The sequence below is a fragment of the Gammaproteobacteria bacterium genome (assembly GCA_013697705.1).
Lineage (GTDB): Bacteria > Pseudomonadota > Gammaproteobacteria > UBA6002 > UBA6002 > UBA6002.
On the sequence record JACCWJ010000027.1, the window covers coordinates 54,938 to 73,337 of the forward strand.

The window sequence follows — 18,400 nt, forward strand, 5'->3', positions numbered from 1 at the left end:
CTTGGATTCGGTCTTCGATATTCAAACTACAATAATTCTTTCAAAAAAATGATGGATGGCCAATTGGAATAGTTGCGCGAATGGTTGAAAGATCGACTATCTTAATAATATTTAACGCTGATTTCTCACGCACCAGCCATGTGTTCACCTCATTTAACAAGAATTCATAACCTGGTTTGGTCTTCATCTCCCTGCACTTCGGTTTATCTCTAGGGATAACGCTTTTTTCTATTAATGTAGCAGTATTATACTCTTTTTGTTTTTCGTCATTCATACCTATGAGCGTGGCAAGCTGAATTGCAAGTGTACTTCCATAGCATCCTTTATAGCTGCCAGGATTCTTCTTAAAAGAGGAGGCATTCTTTTGAAAATCTTTACACACTTCGCCATAGAGTGAGTGGAAAATATACCATTGCTGTCTTAGCAATAATTCCTTTTCAGGATTTGATTTACACCATAATAGCCATTTTTCACATCGATTCAGGAGTTTTTTCGTATCGGATTCAAGTCCCAAAGACCAAAATAGTCCTACTTTGTTATTGTTCATGGTGGTCTCTTTCCTTAGAGTGACTATCAGGGATTCAAGGTTGGTGATCAATTTTTTTGATGCTTTTAGTGATGGCCTGGGATAAGGTTTTTGTGAGAATATCGGCGAGCCGGTATTGATGAGAAGAGGTGGCCGGGATTGTTCGCCCGAGGATGTTGGGGGGATGAGCTTAGGCAAGGCTCCGTCGGCAGGCGTCATCGAAACTCGTCTAGTCGTACTTGAAGTTTTATTGGAGGGAATCAGTAGGATCCCGCTAGCTTCTTTATTTTCGTTATTTTCTTTCTCTGGGTCACGCTTCCATTCCATCACCTGGCTTGTGTAAAAGTGCGGAGCTATCACCTCCAGATAGTGATTTTTATTCAGCTGCTTATCTACAAAATGTATCCAGTTGTTATCACCATTCAGGTCACAATATTCCGTATAATAATGATCAATCTCTGCTTCCGTATTACCATTTTGGTTGTTGGGGTCTGCTCTTTCTTTTACAAATTCCTTAAATCCCTCAATAAAGATAGCACAACGTTGATAACTATACTCTTCAATTAGATCTCGCTTTGAAATGGATTTATAAAGTTGTTCCCTAAGCGCATCTAAAGAACAACCTTGTATTGCTTCACTGGGATATTTGCTACTTAATATGGTAAGTTCAGTGAAATCTTTCTTGAAATTTTGGCATTCAATATCTCTCTCAATAAACAGTTCGATGACTGTTCTAAAAATTTCATGCCCCTTATTTTCCTGAGTCTCGTTAGAAATACATGTACTAACATGAGACTTTAAGCTCTTCTCTTCAAACCGGATTTGTATTATAGACTTTTGCGCGATTAAACTTTCCTTTAATTTTTGAACCTGTTGATTCGTATTGAAATCATAGTCAGTCAAAACCGAGCCGCCGAATATAGGTTCATCAATCTGTTTAATTTTGCTTAAACGTTTTTCCCATTTATTTCTAGTTTTATCCATTAGTTCAACGAATTCCATCTCGTGGTTAAAATAACCCGCCCCGTTATTTCCTCCCTCGCCATTCAAGGTCAATCGCTCTGAATGGAAATCTATTTTTTCAGTTATCTGATTATCTTGAGTTGTTTCTTCCTTTATTGTCACCAGTTCCTTTATGACTAAATCTAATATCATTTGTAAACCGTCGAATCCACAATCAGACCCATTGAACTGTTGAGTAATTTCGATAGGTGAAGGTAAAATCTCCAAATCGGCATTTGATTTTGCCAATCTTTCCTCTAACCCACGGATTTCAGGTTCTTTGGTACCTTCCTCCCCTTCCCCATAATACTGTGGGTCAATTATAAGTAGTTGAGTTTTTGCCCCCTTCTGGGCAGGAGTAAACAAAAATATGGTCAGCCAATGATTATGTAGGTTCATTATGCCACAACAAATCTTCCCGACTTGCTCTTTTGAAGTTTCCTTACTCATAGCCAACATTTCTTGGTCTAACGTCCCCACCGGCAGGATCCTATATTTACTTATTTCCACTGGCTTATAATTTTCAATCCACTTCAAACCTGCAATTAAATCCACGTTTTGCAACTGGTATCGAGTTTTCTTACTTTGTATTCTTTTTAGTACTGGTCCTTTTGTATTAAAGGGATGATTCCCCCCATAGTGAGATCCATTACTATTCCCATTGGAATTTTGAGACTTACTCGGGATACTTTCCTCCTTAAGCCCTTCAGGAGTCGATGTTAAGGGATGAGGGTTGTTGTTTGTGGTGGCATTAAGTTGTGCGCTAATTGTTGAGGTGCCAGATTTTGGGTTATATGCAAGGATGCGACCTCTAAAGCCACGTTGTGGTGGATTAGTTTTTAGTGAATTTAAATGACTCTTATGGGCGGCTTGGATGTCTTGGTGGTTTTCAAATTCATTGGGGCGATATTTTATTAAAATTTCAAAAAAGAGGGGAGCTAGCCGCTTATGTTTCAGAATGGAAGAGTAGGGCGCCGGGTTATTCGTAGGGTAGAACAAAATGCTATGGAGTTGATCATCCAGTAAGATATTCTTAAACTGACCCTCATCCACAAACTTACCATCATCCAACTTGTTTACTTGCTTGATAAAATCTTCAACTATTGCTGTGGCGGCCTTTCTAAACATAGCTACGCGGTTACTTAAGTTGCTATCACTTTCGATGTTTTTTGTCTGTTCTCCGCAAACTTTCAACAATTTGAAAGAAGTGAGATCAACCACTTCTTTGCTAACCGCTTTTAACTCAGGTAAGGCTAACTTACTATTATCACTTTTGAACCATTTTGTTTCGAATCCATCGAGATTCCCCAGAAACTCAGTGACGTTATCCGAAACTCTCTTTTTAAGGGTTACGAATGACTCTGAGAGCTCTTTTTCAACCATCAAAATATTTTTCACATGGCTACGTAATGATGTGAAACTCTCAGAATTGTATTCTTGCGTCTCATCAAGACACATTGACTTATATAGCGCTAATAACTGGGCTGTATAGTCACTTCGTTCCTGCTCACTTAAATTCTTGAGATCAGCGGAGGACCAAATAAAAGTATGTGACAATTTTTTTAAATTTTCATATTGAGCTCTACCCGCGGAGCCTAAAGCATTAAATTTCTCAAGATTGAATAAAATTGTTGAGCCAGTGATTAGAGGCGAGCGAGATTTTTGGACATTAGTTTTTATATAATCTATTGTCCTATCTATATCCTCTTTATCAACCATAGAGGTTAACCCTTTAGTAAAGTGAATTGGTTCTATAAGAAAATTCTCAAAAAATTTCAAGCTAGCTTCAGGGTTTTCTAGTAATGCTGGGGGCATTGTAGCAAACTCGAGTGGCTTAAACGCTTCTTTGTTGAAATATCTATCCGGTAATTTTTGAATGAAACGGATGATATTAGCATGTTGCCCTAAATTATTAAATAAATTGTCAGCAGCCTCATTAAGAGCCTCGACATCGGTTGCAGCTACGGAATTACATGCCGCGTATCTACGCAAATAAGCCAACATACTTGGAGTTGAAAGGTAACGCGGGTCTATTTTAAATATTAACGCTGCATCCCCTGCAAAAATTTCCGACACCTCACTACTAGCATCAGGATTTTCGACTAATACGGAGGGCATTTGAGAAAAATCGAGTGGCGTAAACACTTCTTTGTTGAAAAATCTATCTGGCGATTTATCAATGAAATCGAGGATATTTTCATGTTGATTAAACTTTTCAAATAAGCTGCCCGCAGCAGCATTAAAAGCCTCGACATCGGTTGCAGCTACAGGATTACATGTCGCGTATCTACGCAAATAAGCCAACATACTTGAAGTTGAAAGGTAACGCGGGTCTATTTTAAATATTAACGCTGCATCCCCTGCAAAAATTTCCGACACCTCACTACTAGCATCAGGATTTTCGACTAATACGGAGGGCATTTGAGAAAAATTGAGTGGCGTAACCACTTCTTTGTTGAAAAATCTATCTGGCGATTTATTGATGAAATCGAGGATATTTTCATGTTGATTAAACTTTTCAAATAAGCTGCCCGCAGCAGCATTAAGAGCCTCGACATCGGTTGCAGCTACGGAATTACATGCCGCGTATCTACGCAAATAAGCCAACATACTTGGAGTTGAAAGGTAACGCGGGTCTATTTCAAATATTAACGCTGCATCCCCTGCAAAAATTTCCGACACCTCACTACTAGCATCAGGATTTTCGACTAATACGGAGGGCATTTGAGAAAAATCGAGTGGCGTAAACACTTTTTTGTTGAAAAATCTATCGGGCGATTTATCAATGAAATCGAGGATACTCTCATGTTGCTTAAACTTTTCAAATAAGCTGTCTGCAACAGCATTGAGTGCCTCCACCTCTGTTGCATCTACAGGATTACATGCCGCGTATCTAAGCAAATAAGCCAACATACTTGAAGCTGAAAGGTAACGCGGGTCTATTTTAAATATTAACGTATGATCCTCTGCAAAAATCTCCGTCATCACACTACTAGCATCAGGTTTTTCTAGTAATGCGGAGGGCATTTTAGAAAAATCGAGTGGCGTAAACACTTTTTTGTTGAAAAATCTATCTGGCGATTTATTAATGAAATCGAGGATACTCTCATGTTGCTTAAACTTTTCAAATAAGCTGTCTGCAACAGCATTGAGTGCCTCCACCTCTATTGCATCTACAGGATTACATGCCGCGTATCTACGCAAATAAGCCAACATACTTGGAGTTGAAAGGTAACGCGGGTCTATTTGTAATACTAACTCATCATCCCCTAAAAGAAACTCCGGTATGATAGTATGAGAATCTAACATCTGCTCAAGGATTACTAGTCTATCCGCACTACCTAATTGGGGGAAAAATAAATTGTTCAGTGCCTGGATGTCAAAATTTTCCTCTGACAAGGGGAGTTGAATAGCTTTAGAATATCCCAGTCTTGCACTTTCTAGGGTTACTATATTAATACCTGCTCCATCGATTACAAAACATAGCACTTTATTTAGGTCGGTTAATGTCATGCGGTTTTCTACTAAAATCGAAGCCTCGTCCTCAGAATCTTGAGACATAATCACTTCGAACTTATAAGCGTCTTCCATTTTTTTATATAGCTTTCCCGCAATTTTAGTCCTCATATTTACGAGAGTTTCTGCAAACACTTTGCTTTTTTTCTGTATGCTTTCCGCTTCTTGTCTGGCCGTTTCTTCTTTTTGTTTAGCTTCTTCTTTAGGTGACAATTTTGCTTTATTCTTATCATCCTTTTGCGGTTTTTCCGTCAACTCTAGTAATTGCTTACTATATTTTGTTACTAATTCTTTTGCGAGTTTCTCAATCCATTTTTCTGAGTCAGGATGCCTCTCCTTTTTCTCAGAGGGTTTATTGCGCTCAATGATTTTTCTTAGTTTTAGCAAAGCCTCTATTTCTGATATAAACGGCTCAAGGCTCATAATAGGAGCGAGATTATCTTTCTGCTTTACTAAGTAATTTACCCCCGCGGCAGTTTTAGCAAAGTCGTTAAAAACAACGACCTGCTCTGCAGACATAGCACATTTTAAACGACTCAGAAATTTAAAGCCTTCCGCAGTTGAAAAAATTCGGCTACTCAATGTGCTGAGTATTGTAACGCCCTCCTCTGACAACCAAGAAAAAGATTGAGGTGCCGATTTTTCATTAAAGGGAATCTGACGGAGAAAAGGTACCAAAGTTAAATCCACATAATCAATGTGGGGAGATAATGTATTCAAAGCTTTAATATACACAGGGGTAATTGGATATGTCTCATTTATAGCTATAATCAGACTAGCCATTTTTGTAGTATAGTATTTTTGATCTAATTTCAGAAGCAAAGGCGCAATCTTCCGGGTAGGTTCACCCTCAAAGCTGATTGGAGATTCAAACAATCGCTTAAATTTTGCTACATCTTGGCCCACTAAATCTTTTGCACCAAAACAATTTAAAAATCGCAAACCCTCTGGGGTATGAAATTGGCCATCCAAATTATTTAAAAATTTAACAACCTCTTCCGTATTATTGGAATTAATTATTATGATTTTATTTAACAAAAGAATAGCTTCTTTACTTTCCAGATAAGTGGGTTCCAGAGGAATTTGTTGAGAAAGGATATAGAGGATAACGTCTCTATTCGCTCCCATAATAATCGCTGTGTAAACTGAGCTAAATGTTTCCGCATTATCTTTATAGAGGGTGGCACGTGCCTCTGATGCAAAAAGAGCTAAAGCTTGCTCTTGAAAGATAGTGGCTAGCTCACTATGCGCAGGGCTTTGGGGGGCGTTTTTTTTGATGTCCAGAAAATTATAAATAGCTTCTAAATTGCGGTTAGTTATAGCACCAATAGGGGCGTTGCGCAGCGGTCGTATTAGTAATCTATATTGAGAGCTGAGCATAGAGAATTTGCTGGCCCAGTTCACCTGCTCCTCGGGGGTAAGATTCGTAAACTTACTAAATATATTCTGGAATTCGGAATTTTTAAGCATATTTAATCTCTTAGAAAAAATTGACAGTTAAACAATTCTATCTGTTTATAATTAACGATTTATTAAGTGGGACTACTCAGATCACCAATTTGCTGAGCTCAGGATGCTGGGTAGCCGAAAAATCCGCAATAACGCTCCCTTGACAGCGAACTGGCTATCAAGAGAACCTTTTAATTTGGCTCCATTGCAAAGCATCCAGCCTATGGATGCCGATAGGGGCAAGGAAGTAGGCCTAGAGGGAATTAATTTGAAAAGTAGGAGCTCTTAATCTTCGCAAAAGTCCCGTTTTGAATAATAGTATTCAGTGCCTGATTTAGTGCCCCCGTCAAAGCGGTATTATCTTTTTTAAGAAGGATCGCGTAACCTTCATCAAAAGGCAGAAAAGTTGGAGTGCCAACGCTTTTTAAGACCCCAGCACTGTATTTTATCCAATAATTAGCAGCGGGACTATCCAATAAGATAATATCAACCTCATTATTAGACAATGCCGTTACTACTTCTTGGTTAGTGCCATAGGTCACTAATTGGATGGCACCTTCATATTTGTTTCTCAAATAATTATAAAAGGTACTGTCTTTTACCACTCCCACCCGCTTGCCTTGGAGATTATCAACATTCAAATTAGTATTGGTTAATGTTACATAATCCATGGTGCTCCTAAGATAGGGCCGGGTGAAGGCATATGCGAGTTTGCGCTCAGGAGTCAACGAAATCGCCCCCATAATTGCATCTATTTGATTGGCCGCCAAGGATGAAAATAATTGATTAAGAGGCATTGAAGTAAAAGTACATTCTGTCTTGAGCTGCTGACAGAGTGCTTTAGCCACTTCTATGTCAAACCCATATGTGGGCTGCGACTTCGAGGAGAAAACAAAGGGGGGGTAAAAATCAATGACACCAAAACGTATGGGATTGGCATGGCTCGTCACTGTAAACACACATAGGCTGATACTCGTGAGAACTTTCAATATCAATTTAATCATTTGTCCATCCTTGTTCCAAATTAGGGACTTCTCCGCCTCGTCAAATATCTAAGCTAACAGGGATCGCTTTTTTACGAATAGAGCAATCATAATGAGAGACAACCCAGCAAACAAAAAATCAATACCTAAAAACAAACCTATCACCCACAGACTCGCAGTAGGCCAGTGTATCAAAATCAAAACCCCAAGCAGTATACCAATTACCCCGTTTAATATGTACCATCCCCAGCCTTTGAAACGATAAACGAGCCCTCCTATTATATTAAACAGACCACTGCTTAATAAAAATGCCGCAATTAATATTGTTAAGGTGGCTAAGGTGACAGCCGGACTTGCCAATATGAGAAACCCAATCACCAATGTGAAAGCAGCAATCACTAGATGTATCCAACGATGTTCAGAATTTTTTTCCACAAGCGCTGTGATAGCGTGTACCACTCCAGCCGCAATCAATAACCCTCCGAAAACGACGACTGATGCAATACTGGCGACTATTGGAGAAGCGAGTAAAAAGAAACCTAATAGCATTAAAATTATGCCAAATACCAGCCAAAGCCCCCAATTCTTTACCTTCAAACTACCTACTGTATTCATATCTTGCCCCTTTTACCTTTTAATTGTCTTTTATAAAATATAGCAAAATGTAGCCAACAATTTAATTCATTACAAAAAATAACTATCTTCAATCAATAATATATAAATTCGCAGATGGCAATGAAGTTTCACTGTACTAACCTTAAAGTGACTAAGCGTATTAGTCTCCTTTTTAAAATTGCGGAGGAAATAAAATGTCAAGAGATAAAGGTGAACAAGACAAAAAGCAACAACGCATCAACCCAAAAAGTGATGAAAGAAAAGAAAAAGGGAAAGAACAACCTTTTAAACAACGGTAATAAATCACATCACCTAATGTTGGAGAAATACCTCGGGTATTTCTCCTCCTTAATACACTGATATTACGCATTCACTCCTGGAACATTTCCACATCCCCGGTCATAATCTTTAGACACAGACAAAGATCTAATGCCTATCGCTTCAATATCAAGTAAAATGGGTTTACTTTTGAAGTTTTTATTTAACAAGCATTGTTTGTTTAATCGTAAGTTTCCCCAGCAAACGTTAGAACTGGCAACAACCTTCCTATTTGGGCTGAACATTTACATTTAATCTTATATTAAGAAAGGAAAGCATATGAAAAAAATTTTAGTACTTATTGCAACGTGTTTTACCTCCACATTGCTCGCGAATTCTTCCTTAAATTTTTACACAAAAACAATTTCCTTGGATCAAAAACAACCAAAATACCACATTCAAATTAGCTATCCGCAAATTAATGCGCCTGCGACAAAAAATGAACGACAATTCAATAGTGTGGCTAAAGAATGGGCTCAGAAACAAATCACTGACTTCAAAAAATCTTTTAAAAACTGGGATGAAAATCAATATTCACCACAAATGAAGGCAATTCCTAGTACGTTGACTATCACCTATGACCTTGCAACGTTAGATCCCAGGGAAATGATTAGTCTGAGATACAGCGTGAATAAATATATGATGGGAGCAGCCCACTCCTCCCATATCTATACATCGATTAATTATGATCTTGATAATGGTAAGGAGCTATCTTTAGCTGATTTATTTAAACCTAATGCCCCTTATCTACAACTCCTTTCAAAAATATCCGAACCCCTTATAAAAAAGAAATTAGATAAAGATGCCAATGGTCCAGCTGAAATATTTAAAGAGGGGTTAGCGCCCACCACTAAAAATTATAGTGTATGGAACCTTACGCCAGAGGGCATCAGATTCACTTTTAATGAGTATCAAGTTGCAGCTTATGTATTTGGGCCGCAAGAAGTGACTATTCCTTACACGCAGGTGACGCAACTTATGGAAGACAAAACTGCATTATCAAAATGTATTAAGAATAAGGATTGTGAAATTAAGGAACGAAAAACAAGCTCAACGAAATAATTCTAAAAAGGTTTTCGCCAGGGATTTCGAGAAAGCAGAATGGGATGCTGCTTATGAAGAGGCTCAGCGAGTATGGAATCACCAAACTGCTGAATATTTACTCACCAAGCCGTTACTTGCCGATTTTCTGGAAGAGGCTCTCGATCAATTTGGTCAACACTGTAACGAATAGAAGATCATCAATTTTCTCAGGATGTAACCTATAAATTCGACGCAAGTTGCCTTTTAAAAATCTCATCTTGAAGTGTAATGGGTATAGACTATACTGATAATTGCAAAAAGGCTGCGAGCCTTTTGCTATTAAAAATCAACAGGAGGATTTCACATGGCTAGTCAAAATCAACATACCCAACATTCTCAAAAAAGCCGCCGGGAAAGTGAACACAATGGCGAAACGCATTTTGGTGGCGATATTCTACGTGATACCATTGAAGAATTTAAAGAACGTAGTGAAGATGCTAAAACATTAGTAACTGAATACGTCAAAGACAAGCCCTTTCGTGCACTTGGCATAGCTGCTGCTGCAGGTGTGGTTTTGGCCCTTTTAATGAAGCGATAGTTTCGGAAGCGTGAATGAACGATAATAATTTTGAACATACGCGTCTACTGACTTCAGTAGAACACATCTGGAAATATTCGCTCGGTGTAGTGCGAGATATTTTTAAGCTATTTGCGCTTGAGGTTCAATTAGCAGGCAGAAGTTTAGCGATCATTATCATCTTAGCAATTGTGGCTACATTGCTACTCTTATCAAGCTGGTTTAGCTTATTAGGAGCTTTGTTAACATGGATAATGACTTTCCATCTAAGCTTAATAGTGGGGCTACTCATTCTGTCTGCTATTAATCTCATTATCGCTATAGCAATCGGACTCTATATCGTGAGGATCTCGAATAACCTACACTTTAAAGAGACTCGTAAACAATTAGAAATGATGAGAGAGTAAAATGAAACAATTACACCAGAAAATAGAAGCACGTAAAGACGAAATTGAATTAAAAAAGCAGCATCTTGGTCAAGATTATCGATCAGCCAAGCGGCGCCTTACCTCCTCGCGCATGAAACTTTCCACCATTGGGGGATTAGTGCTAGGATTTTTATTATTACCTAAAAAGTTTAAGCTCATCAAAGGAGCGCTAAAAGCCTACACAATGGCAGCTACCGTTAAACAAATGCTGGATTTAATCCCACACTCCTCTACGACCAAAAGAAGCAGAAGCAAAAGTAAAAATACCACGCATCATTAATTTGATTTATACATCCGTCATGCTGATATAAGTTGGCATGACCTGATGTTTTTACAAAGATTCTCTTTTATGCTGAGGCTCAATCGCTTCTTTAACGACATTTATCAACTGTTGGTTAGTCGTTTTAGACTTAACAAGATGGTCAGCTACATATTCATAATAATTTTCAGGGAGGTCATAAGCAGAAAAAATGATGACAGGAATTTTACGCTCGCTTAATTCCGACAGTAACTCAAATCCATAACCATCTGGCAGCATTATGTCCAGGATGACCAGATCAAAGGTCATCGTAGCAAGCTTTTCTTTTGCCTTTGCGAGAGTCTCTACAGAGGTCAAATTAGAGCCATCTCCCAACATTTTACTGAGAATTAAAGCTATATCAGGATCATCTTCAACGTGCAATATCATGGGATTTTGCTTGTTAAGATACTCTAAAAGATTGTTGAATGCTTGAGTGATACGCTCCCTACTCAGGGGCTTAGTTAGCCAATCAATAATGACAAAGCTATTTCCTTGAACTTGATTAGTCGCTTTATCATCCAGAGCAATAACGATAATGGGGATTTTTACTCCCATTTTTAAATTTTTGATTTCGCTAATGAATTCGAAGCTGTTAGACATCTTAAGATCAATAATTATTGCACTGATATTATCTCGTGAAAGTACGTTCTTAACTATATCAATATTCGTTGCCACCTTAGCTTTGAGTTGGTGATCCCCCATTAACTGCTTAAGATTCGCAATGATATTTTTATCATTGGCACAAAGTAAAATGGTATTTTCAATGCGAGGTAAAGACGCTGGGTGTAGAAGACTTGAAATAAGGGGTAATTCAAAATAAAATTTAGCACCTTGCCCATTATTAGATTCAAAACCTATTCGGCCCCCCATTTTTTCGATAATTGCCTTACTGATACTCAATCCCAGACCAGTCCCTTCATGTATCCGTACCGTGGAGGAATCGGCTTGAGCAAATTTTTGGAAAATTGTTTTTTTGAAATTTTCCGGGATGCCGCTACCTTGATCCCACACTTCTACACGCGCTTTATCGCTATCGAGCTCCGTTTTTATAATCACCTCACTGTGGGGGGGTGAAAACTTAACCGCATTTGAAATCAAATTAGTCATAACCTGTAATAATTTATCAGGGTCCCCGTTAACCAGAATATCACTATCATTGTTAATCGCATGTAGCTTAACGTCGAATTTGTCGGCAAATGGTTTGGTAGCATGTAAGGAATCTTCAATTATTGATTTAATTGCAACGGGCTTTAATGTGAATTCCATTTTTCCGGACTCAATTTTTTCTATATCCAGAATGTCATTAATGAGTCGCACTAAGCGGCTACAATTATTTTCTGCTATGACGAGCAATTTGCGAGCCTCTGCTGAAAGCTCACCTACAACACCCCCTAGTAAAAGACCGAGCGAACCTTTTATCGATGTTAGCGGGGTGCGTAATTCGTGGCTGACCACTGATATGAATTCATTTTTCATTAAGTCAATACGTTTGCGGTCAGTAATATCTCTTATAATTCCAGAAAAAAACCGTTCATCATTTATTTTGAATTCACTTATAGAAAGCTCTAAAGGAAAAATTGATTGATTTTTATGCAGCCCTTTCAATTCTACTGCCCCTTTACCCACCACATGCGCTTCACCGGTAGTGAGAAATCTATGGAGACCATGTAAATGCTTATCGCGGAATTCGGGGGGCATAAGCATCGTAATATTTCTATCGATGACTTCATTTTCCTTGTACCCAAAAATTTTAGCTGCAGCCGGATTGAGTGATTCCACAACCCCTTTATCATTAATTGTGATCAGACCATCACTTACGTTCTCAATAACTGTTCTGAATTTAACTTCACTGTTTTGCAGATGCTTATTACTCAATTCAACCAGATGATTCGAATCTAATAACGCTTTTACTAAAGGTTTAATCCGCCAATAAATGAGACTGAGCCCTATTAATATCATTGACAAAATCACGGGTAACACGGCATACAGTTTTTGACGAATAGGCAGAAATAATTCCGAAGAATTGATTTTAGCAACGATGCCTAATCCAGTATTTCCAATAGGGCCATATGCTCCCAAAACATGTGCTGCCCTGTAATCAACTGCTTCTATAACCCCTTTATTGCCCTGCAGCGCATACTCCATGGGTATCGCTGTTTTGTTAATGTGCAGAGAAGTGATCGGATTGCTATTAAATGCGGAAGGAAGACATTTTGCTGATTGAGGATTAAGTTTGGTGCATATTCTTATTTCACCTGTATTTCCCAAACGTGAATTTAACAAGATGCCTGCAATTTTTAGCGGCCACTCTACCACAATGGTATTCACTTCATTGCTTTTGTTAATCGAATATTCGAGGTCAACAAATAAACCTTTGTTCCAAATTAGCTTTGCAGGTAATTCCAACTTAATAGGAATGACAATTTTAGGTATTACAAAAGTGCCTGCAGATTCTACCAGTTTATTTTTCCGGTATACTTTATACCCCGTAAAGCCCTCACTCATTAATGCTTGGCCAATAGTTTTTTCTTGTGATTTCGAGAATGTATTCAAAAAAGACTGGTGACTGGTTAGCGCCAACAACTCCTTGATCGGACGTTCTACTTCAGTCAAGAATAAATTTATTTTATTATCGCGAGATTCTGCCAATGCTGATTCAGCTAATTTTGCGTACTGTGTGCCCAACATACTAAAACCTACAAATCCTGAAATTAAAGCAATAGTGATTAAAATCAAGGCAGCCCGTAAGGTAACTCGATTAGGCGCACTTTCCTTTATATCACTTGAGGGAAATTGGAGGTTATGCATTTGAAATAACCCTAGGCTTAGAATCAGTCCGCCCATAGAAGTTTGTATTGGCATACGTGTGTAGGAATATAAATTTAAAAAATGTTCAACGTCGAGAGCGTAGCCGATAACACTCAAACTGCAGATTAAAAATATCAAATAGATAGCCCCTTTTTGGGTTGCAGCTGCTATCGTACTTTTGGTATCAGAGAGGAAAAAAACAATTGCTGCTAACATGAAAATAGTTGATGTTAAACCGCTCATCCTACCCAGATGAGGGCCATAATTATAAAACCAGTCATTAACAAACAACTGATCTATTTCTAGATTAATATTAAATATGTATTCAATTAAAGTAAGACTGGCGATAATTAATAATATGCTCGCCATTAGCTTAGTAAACATTTTTTTAAATCTAAACGTCATTCCGTAAACTAAAAATGCAATCCCTGTAATAAAAAAACACAGACCACTATTGAACATAATTGGAACGGATTTTTCGGTTACTTGGATAATAGGAACAATCTTATAAACCCAAGCAATCATTACAGCTAAACCCAGAGCCAGCAAGAGCGCTCCAATCAGGACGATAATAATATGTTGCCAGTATCCAAACGTTTGGAATTTATTATCCATTAATGATCTCACCCCCATTTGGATGAAGCACTTGCCCTGACATATAACTGGAATCATCACTGGCAAGAAACACATAAGAAGGCGCTATTTCTTCAGGTTGCCCTGGCCTGCCAATGGGAACATCTTGACCAAATTTTTTGATATGAGCCTTACTAAAGGTAGCAGGAATTAACGGTGTCCATATAGGTCCAGGAGCAACTGCATTGACACGTATTCCTTTCTTTATCAGCGACAAAGATAAAGAACGAGTGAAAGAAACTATAGCGCCCTTAGTCGCCGAATAATCAACCAAGTGATCACTGCCCCTGTAAGCAGTCACTGATGTGGTATTAATAATAGTAGAGCCTTTTTTCAAATAAGGCAGCGCCGCTTGGGTCATAAAAAAATAGGCAAACACATTTGTTTGGAAGGTCTCTTTCAATTTTTTTGATGATATATCAGCGAAATTTTTATGTGGATGTTGTTCCGCAGCATTATTTACCAGGATATTAATCTGTTTAAAGTGACGTATACTTTTAGCAATCACTCGATGACAAAATTTCTCATTAGCCAAGTCTCCAGAAATCAGCAGACAAGAGCGTCCCTCCTGTTCGACTAATTCTTTGGTTTTTTCAGCATCCTTATGCTCATTCAAGTAAGGCACTACGATATCGGCACCCTCTCTGGCAAAAAAAACCGCCACTGCGCGACCTATGCCACTGTCTCCACCGGTAATAATAGCGACCTTATCTTTTAATTTATTTGACCCTAAATACGTTTTATCATTTGTTTTAGGCTTTGGCTGCATTTGACTTTGCAAACCGGGCTGCCTCTTTTGGGTGTGCTTAGTTTTTGCAATTCTTTTGGAGAGTTTATCGAGGATTGTCATCAGCGCATCCTTGGTTAATAACAATTAAGCTATCTAGTATAGCAGAGGGCAGTTGGTATGAAAAAAGGATATTCGTCTAGAGGTCTTTTTAAAAAAAAGCTATGATTAGCCTTGTCTAACTGACCATTCATTCTTATCGCCAGATTACTACCAGAGGTAACATGTCTAGCAAAAATAATTTTTTCATTGCTGCCGCTCCATTACTGTTAATACTGTTTATTGATGGCATGGGTCTTGGCTTAGTCTTCCCTATATTAAATAATTTAATAGTGGATCCTTCTAGCCATTTTATTGCTTTGTCATATTCCGAGTCAGCTCGAAACTTTATTTTTGGAGCAATTGTAGCGAGTTTTATGCTTAGCTGGTTTTTCGGTGCCCCATTTTTAGGCGACTTATCCGATAATATAGGGCGAAAAAAATCTCTTATGATCTGCTTGATCGGAGCAACATTAGGCTATTTAATTTCAGCAGTCGGCATAATGGGAAATAGCATTGTACTGCTTATTCTGGGAAGAATAGTGGCCGGCTTTACCTCTGGAAGCCAACCGATCGCCCAAGCAGCAATTATTGATATAAGCGAACCTCAACATAAAACACGCAACATCAGTTATATACTTTTAGCCTTGTCTTTAGGTTTCATTTTTGGACCCTTATTAGGGGGTGTTTTATCGGATAAGTCTATCCAGCCCTGGTTTAATTTTTCATTACCCTTCTTTTTCGCCGCGGGTATTTCTCTATTAAATGCCCTTTTCCTACAATTTCTATTTATAGAAACCTTCACTAAAACCCAAAATGTTAAAATCAAATTACATCGAGCAATTGAAATTTTTATCGCCGCATTCCGTCATGAAAAAATACGAGTGCTTTCGTTAATATTCCTTATTATGGTTTTTGGTTGGAGTAGTTTTTACACTTTTATCTCGATGTATCTATTAAAGAAATATAACTTTGACGCCTTCCATATCACGTTATTTATGGCTTTTATGGGTGTAGGCTTTGGCATAGGAAATGGATTTTTAGCCAATTTTTGCGCCAAACGTTTTAACCTACGAGCAACCGTCATTGTCACCTTATTTTTGGGTTCTGTAGGAATTCTTATAACGGTTATGGCAGAACGCCCTCTTTATGCCTGGTGGAGTATTATTCCTATTGCAGCATTATTATCAGTCGCTTATGCGCTCATTCTAACCATATTCTCAAATCAGGTGAGTGACACTGCTCAAGGGTGGGTGATGGGTATAACCGGGGCTATTATGGCATTGACCTTTGGTATTAATAGCTTAATGCTAGGACTTCTCTCAACTCTTGGCGTCAATGTGCCTCTTTATATATCAATTTCAGGGTTAGCCGCCAGCGCAATGCTGATGTTTTTATTCAAAGATCCCGGCGATAAATCAAGGGTATATAATCCAATTACGGGCCACTAAAATACAATTTTTTCTATCATTTACACGAAAACTATCCTATATTTAATATTATTTATTATTGTAGAAGGACCTTATCTCATTCTTGTATGAGGTTACTATGTGGTTAGGCGAAGGCGATAAAGCCCAAAACGACATCTTGATAGACAAATTAAACAAATGTCTACAAATCCTCGAAAAGAATGAAGGTAAGACAAATCACGCATTTCATCCTTTTTTCTTTCAACATTTTAAAGAAATAGTGATGGGTTTATTGCATGATTTGCAGGAACTCAAAATCTATAACAAAGAAGATTTGAAGGAATTAAAAAAGCTCAGCAAGCATGGCCCGGAAATTTTCACGGACAAAGAAAGACTCAAACATGGCTCTTTTATAATGGTATGTGATCAACTTTATTCGACCCTAACCGGGGGAGCAACTCATCGACCTCATACTTTATTTAAAGGCACCGAGGCTAAACAGGAAAAATTCATTGAACGGATAGACAGGGATTTATCCAAGGGAAAATCAAGTTCGAAATGAATGCGGGCGTAGTTTTAATAGACATTTATTTAAAAATTGAGCATACTGAATGCCCTTAGAAATCCATACAAAATGCGCTTAACTTGAAGTCATTTGTATATTTATTAACATTTTCGTCAACCCATGAGATTATCCTATGAAGACGGACATACATCCTGAATATTCTGAAGTAGCAGTTACTTGTAGCTGCGGCAATGCGTTTACCACGCGTTCAACTATGCACAAAAAGAGTCTTCATCTCGAAATTTGCTCTGAGTGCCATCCGTTCTACACGGGTAAACAAAAGCTGATAGATACCGCCGGTCGTGTTGAGAAATTCCGCGACAAGTATAAAAAGCAAGCCAGCACCCAAGAAACCGCTAAATAATCAATTGCTAGCGCTATTCCCCGCTGGGAATAGCGCCTATTGAATGACTCATCCCTGCATTTGTTCCAGCGCCTGTTGTATTATTTCCACCCCCGCGCCTTTTTGCGACCCATTTGAACCTAAATACTTGCGCCAATAACTTGCTTTAGGCTTTTTATGGAATAATTTCACTAAATGGCGTGTCATGGCGGTGAGCTTGGTACCCCGAACGAGTTCATTTTCAACATAGTTCATATAAGCAAGTACAACTGCTTCTTCCGATATACCCACATCGCCTCCAAAATAGCGACTATCGACTTGATGGAGCATATAAGGATTATTATAAATGGCTCGTCCTAGCATTACTCCGTCAACTCTAACCAAGTGGCTATCCACTTCGTCAAAATGCTGTATGCCTCCATTTAATACAATGGTGAGATGGGGGAAATCTGTTTTGAGACGATAGGCTCTTTCATAATCAAGGGGGGGTATTTCTCGATTTTGCTTAGGACTGAGACCCTTCAGCCACGCCTTACGTGCATGAATGATGAATTTAGAGCATCCTTGTGCAGACACCACCTTAATAAACTCCGCAAGATGCTCGTAGCTATCGTGATCATCCACTCCCAAGCGACATTTGACCGTTACGGGTACTGTAGCAATCTTTACCATTGCTTCAATGCAGGCCGCCACGGTCTTAGGTTGCAACATCAAGCACGCGCCGATGCCTCCCTGCTGGACTTTATCACTGGGACAGCCCACATTTAGATTAATTTCATCGTACCCTTCCTGAACTGCCAACTGAGTGCAATGCGCTAGCAAGGCAGGATCACTGCCACCTAATTGAATTCCCACGGGATGTTCAATCGCATTAAGCTGTAAGGCGTAACCTGTCTTATCACACAATATTTCTTTAATCGTCAGCATTTCTGTGTAGAGCATGGTTTTGCGCGAAATTAGACGTGCTAAATAACGAAAATGTCGATCGGTACAATCAATCATAGGGGCGACGGAGAAGAGGTCTCGATCATGGCAATGAATAACAGGGGATAAGAGCATAATTCACACTAAGAAAAAA

General features: G+C 38.5%; 14 protein-coding genes. 8 read left to right on the plus strand and 6 right to left on the minus strand.

Annotation, left to right across the window (positions count from 1 at the left end; all coding sequences use genetic code 11):
* Positions 1-40 precede the first annotated feature (40 nt).
* The 3 genes from H0U71_06660 to H0U71_06670 form a co-directional block, all read right to left on the minus strand.
* A complete protein-coding gene (locus H0U71_06660; protein MBA2654731.1) occupies positions 41-6,514 on the minus strand; it encodes a hypothetical protein in 6,474 nt (2,157 codons plus the stop codon).
* A gap of 242 nt (positions 6,515-6,756) precedes the next feature.
* Positions 6,757-7,497 carry an amino acid ABC transporter substrate-binding protein gene (locus tag H0U71_06665; protein ID MBA2654732.1) on the minus strand — a complete coding sequence of 247 codons (741 nt, stop codon included), beginning with the start codon at positions 7,495-7,497 and terminating at the stop codon, positions 6,757-6,759.
* A 48-nt stretch (positions 7,498-7,545) separates the two neighbouring features.
* Entirely contained in the window at positions 7,546-8,091 is a 546-nt protein-coding gene (locus H0U71_06670) for an HdeD family acid-resistance protein (protein MBA2654733.1), read from the minus strand.
* A gap of 597 nt (positions 8,092-8,688) precedes the next feature.
* On the opposite strand from H0U71_06670, the gene H0U71_06675 reads away from it, so the two are divergent.
* The 5 genes from H0U71_06675 (at position 8,689) to H0U71_06695 (ending at position 10,717) form a co-directional block, all read left to right on the plus strand.
* On the plus strand, positions 8,689-9,471 hold the full coding sequence (locus tag H0U71_06675; protein MBA2654734.1) for a DUF3298 domain-containing protein: 783 nt from the start codon (positions 8,689-8,691) through the stop codon (positions 9,469-9,471).
* Positions 9,434-9,643: a DUF3775 domain-containing protein gene (locus tag H0U71_06680; GenBank protein MBA2654735.1), complete on the plus strand. Its 210-nt coding sequence runs from the start codon at positions 9,434-9,436 to the stop codon at positions 9,641-9,643. Before H0U71_06675 ends, H0U71_06680 begins: the two co-directional genes overlap by 38 nt.
* Positions 9,644-9,796: 153 nt before the next feature.
* Positions 9,797-10,030, plus strand: a complete 234-nt coding sequence (locus tag H0U71_06685) for a hypothetical protein (GenBank protein MBA2654736.1) — start codon at positions 9,797-9,799, stop codon at positions 10,028-10,030.
* A 14-nt stretch (positions 10,031-10,044) separates the two neighbouring features.
* Positions 10,045-10,416: a phage holin family protein gene (locus H0U71_06690; protein ID MBA2654737.1), complete on the plus strand. Its 372-nt coding sequence runs from the start codon at positions 10,045-10,047 to the stop codon at positions 10,414-10,416.
* 1 nt (position 10,417) lies between these two features.
* Positions 10,418-10,717: a hypothetical protein gene (locus H0U71_06695; GenBank protein ID MBA2654738.1), complete on the plus strand. Its 300-nt coding sequence runs from the start codon at positions 10,418-10,420 to the stop codon at positions 10,715-10,717.
* A 51-nt stretch (positions 10,718-10,768) separates the two neighbouring features.
* On the opposite strand, the gene H0U71_06700 is transcribed toward H0U71_06695, so the two are convergent.
* Positions 10,769-14,161: a PAS domain S-box protein gene (locus tag H0U71_06700; GenBank protein ID MBA2654739.1), complete on the minus strand. Its 3,393-nt coding sequence runs from the start codon at positions 14,159-14,161 to the stop codon at positions 10,769-10,771.
* Entirely contained in the window at positions 14,154-15,029 is an 876-nt protein-coding gene (locus H0U71_06705; protein ID MBA2654740.1) for an SDR family oxidoreductase, read from the minus strand. Before H0U71_06705 ends, H0U71_06700 begins: the two co-directional genes overlap by 8 nt.
* Before the next feature lie 161 nt (positions 15,030-15,190).
* On the opposite strand from H0U71_06705, the gene H0U71_06710 reads away from it, so the two are divergent.
* The 3 genes from H0U71_06710 (at position 15,191) to rpmE (ending at position 17,343) form a co-directional block, all read left to right on the plus strand.
* Entirely contained in the window at positions 15,191-16,456 is a 1,266-nt protein-coding gene (locus H0U71_06710) for an MFS transporter (protein ID MBA2654741.1), read from the plus strand.
* A gap of 97 nt (positions 16,457-16,553) precedes the next feature.
* Positions 16,554-16,976, plus strand: coding sequence for a hypothetical protein (locus tag H0U71_06715; protein MBA2654742.1), 423 nt, complete (start codon positions 16,554-16,556; stop codon positions 16,974-16,976).
* 136 nt (positions 16,977-17,112) lie between these two features.
* Positions 17,113-17,343 (plus strand): 50S ribosomal protein L31, encoded by a 231-nt coding sequence (gene rpmE, locus H0U71_06720; protein ID MBA2654743.1) that lies wholly within the window; start codon positions 17,113-17,115, stop codon positions 17,341-17,343.
* 48 nt (positions 17,344-17,391) lie between these two features.
* Here rpmE and dusA read toward each other — a convergent pair whose 3' ends face one another.
* The gene (dusA, locus tag H0U71_06725) at positions 17,392-18,381 is read right to left on the minus strand and encodes a tRNA dihydrouridine(20/20a) synthase DusA (GenBank protein ID MBA2654744.1); all 990 of its coding nucleotides are present in this window, start codon (positions 18,379-18,381) and stop codon (positions 17,392-17,394) included.
* Positions 18,382-18,400: the final 19 nt, after the last annotated feature.

Excerpts from the sequence above, each read along its gene's own strand:
- H0U71_06715 (MBA2654742.1), top strand. The coding sequence starts at position 16,554 with ATGTGGTTAGGCGAAGGCGATAAAGCCCAAAACGACATCTTGATAGAC.
- H0U71_06700 (MBA2654739.1), bottom strand. The coding sequence starts at position 14,161 with ATGGATAATAAATTCCAAACGTTTGGATACTGGCAACATATTATTATC.
- H0U71_06665 (MBA2654732.1), bottom strand. The coding sequence starts at position 7,497 with ATGATTAAATTGATATTGAAAGTTCTCACGAGTATCAGCCTATGTGTG.
- H0U71_06675 (MBA2654734.1), top strand. The coding sequence starts at position 8,689 with ATGAAAAAAATTTTAGTACTTATTGCAACGTGTTTTACCTCCACATTG.
- H0U71_06705 (MBA2654740.1), bottom strand. The coding sequence starts at position 15,029 with ATGACAATCCTCGATAAACTCTCCAAAAGAATTGCAAAAACTAAGCAC.
- dusA (MBA2654744.1), bottom strand. The coding sequence starts at position 18,381 with ATGCTCTTATCCCCTGTTATTCATTGCCATGATCGAGACCTCTTCTCC.
- H0U71_06685 (MBA2654736.1), top strand. The coding sequence starts at position 9,797 with ATGGCTAGTCAAAATCAACATACCCAACATTCTCAAAAAAGCCGCCGG.
- H0U71_06695 (MBA2654738.1), top strand. The coding sequence starts at position 10,418 with ATGAAACAATTACACCAGAAAATAGAAGCACGTAAAGACGAAATTGAA.
- H0U71_06660 (MBA2654731.1), bottom strand. The coding sequence starts at position 6,514 with ATGCTTAAAAATTCCGAATTCCAGAATATATTTAGTAAGTTTACGAAT.
- H0U71_06690 (MBA2654737.1), top strand. The coding sequence starts at position 10,045 with ATGAACGATAATAATTTTGAACATACGCGTCTACTGACTTCAGTAGAA.
- rpmE (MBA2654743.1), top strand. The coding sequence starts at position 17,113 with ATGAAGACGGACATACATCCTGAATATTCTGAAGTAGCAGTTACTTGT.
- H0U71_06710 (MBA2654741.1), top strand. The coding sequence starts at position 15,191 with ATGTCTAGCAAAAATAATTTTTTCATTGCTGCCGCTCCATTACTGTTA.
- H0U71_06670 (MBA2654733.1), bottom strand. The coding sequence starts at position 8,091 with ATGAATACAGTAGGTAGTTTGAAGGTAAAGAATTGGGGGCTTTGGCTG.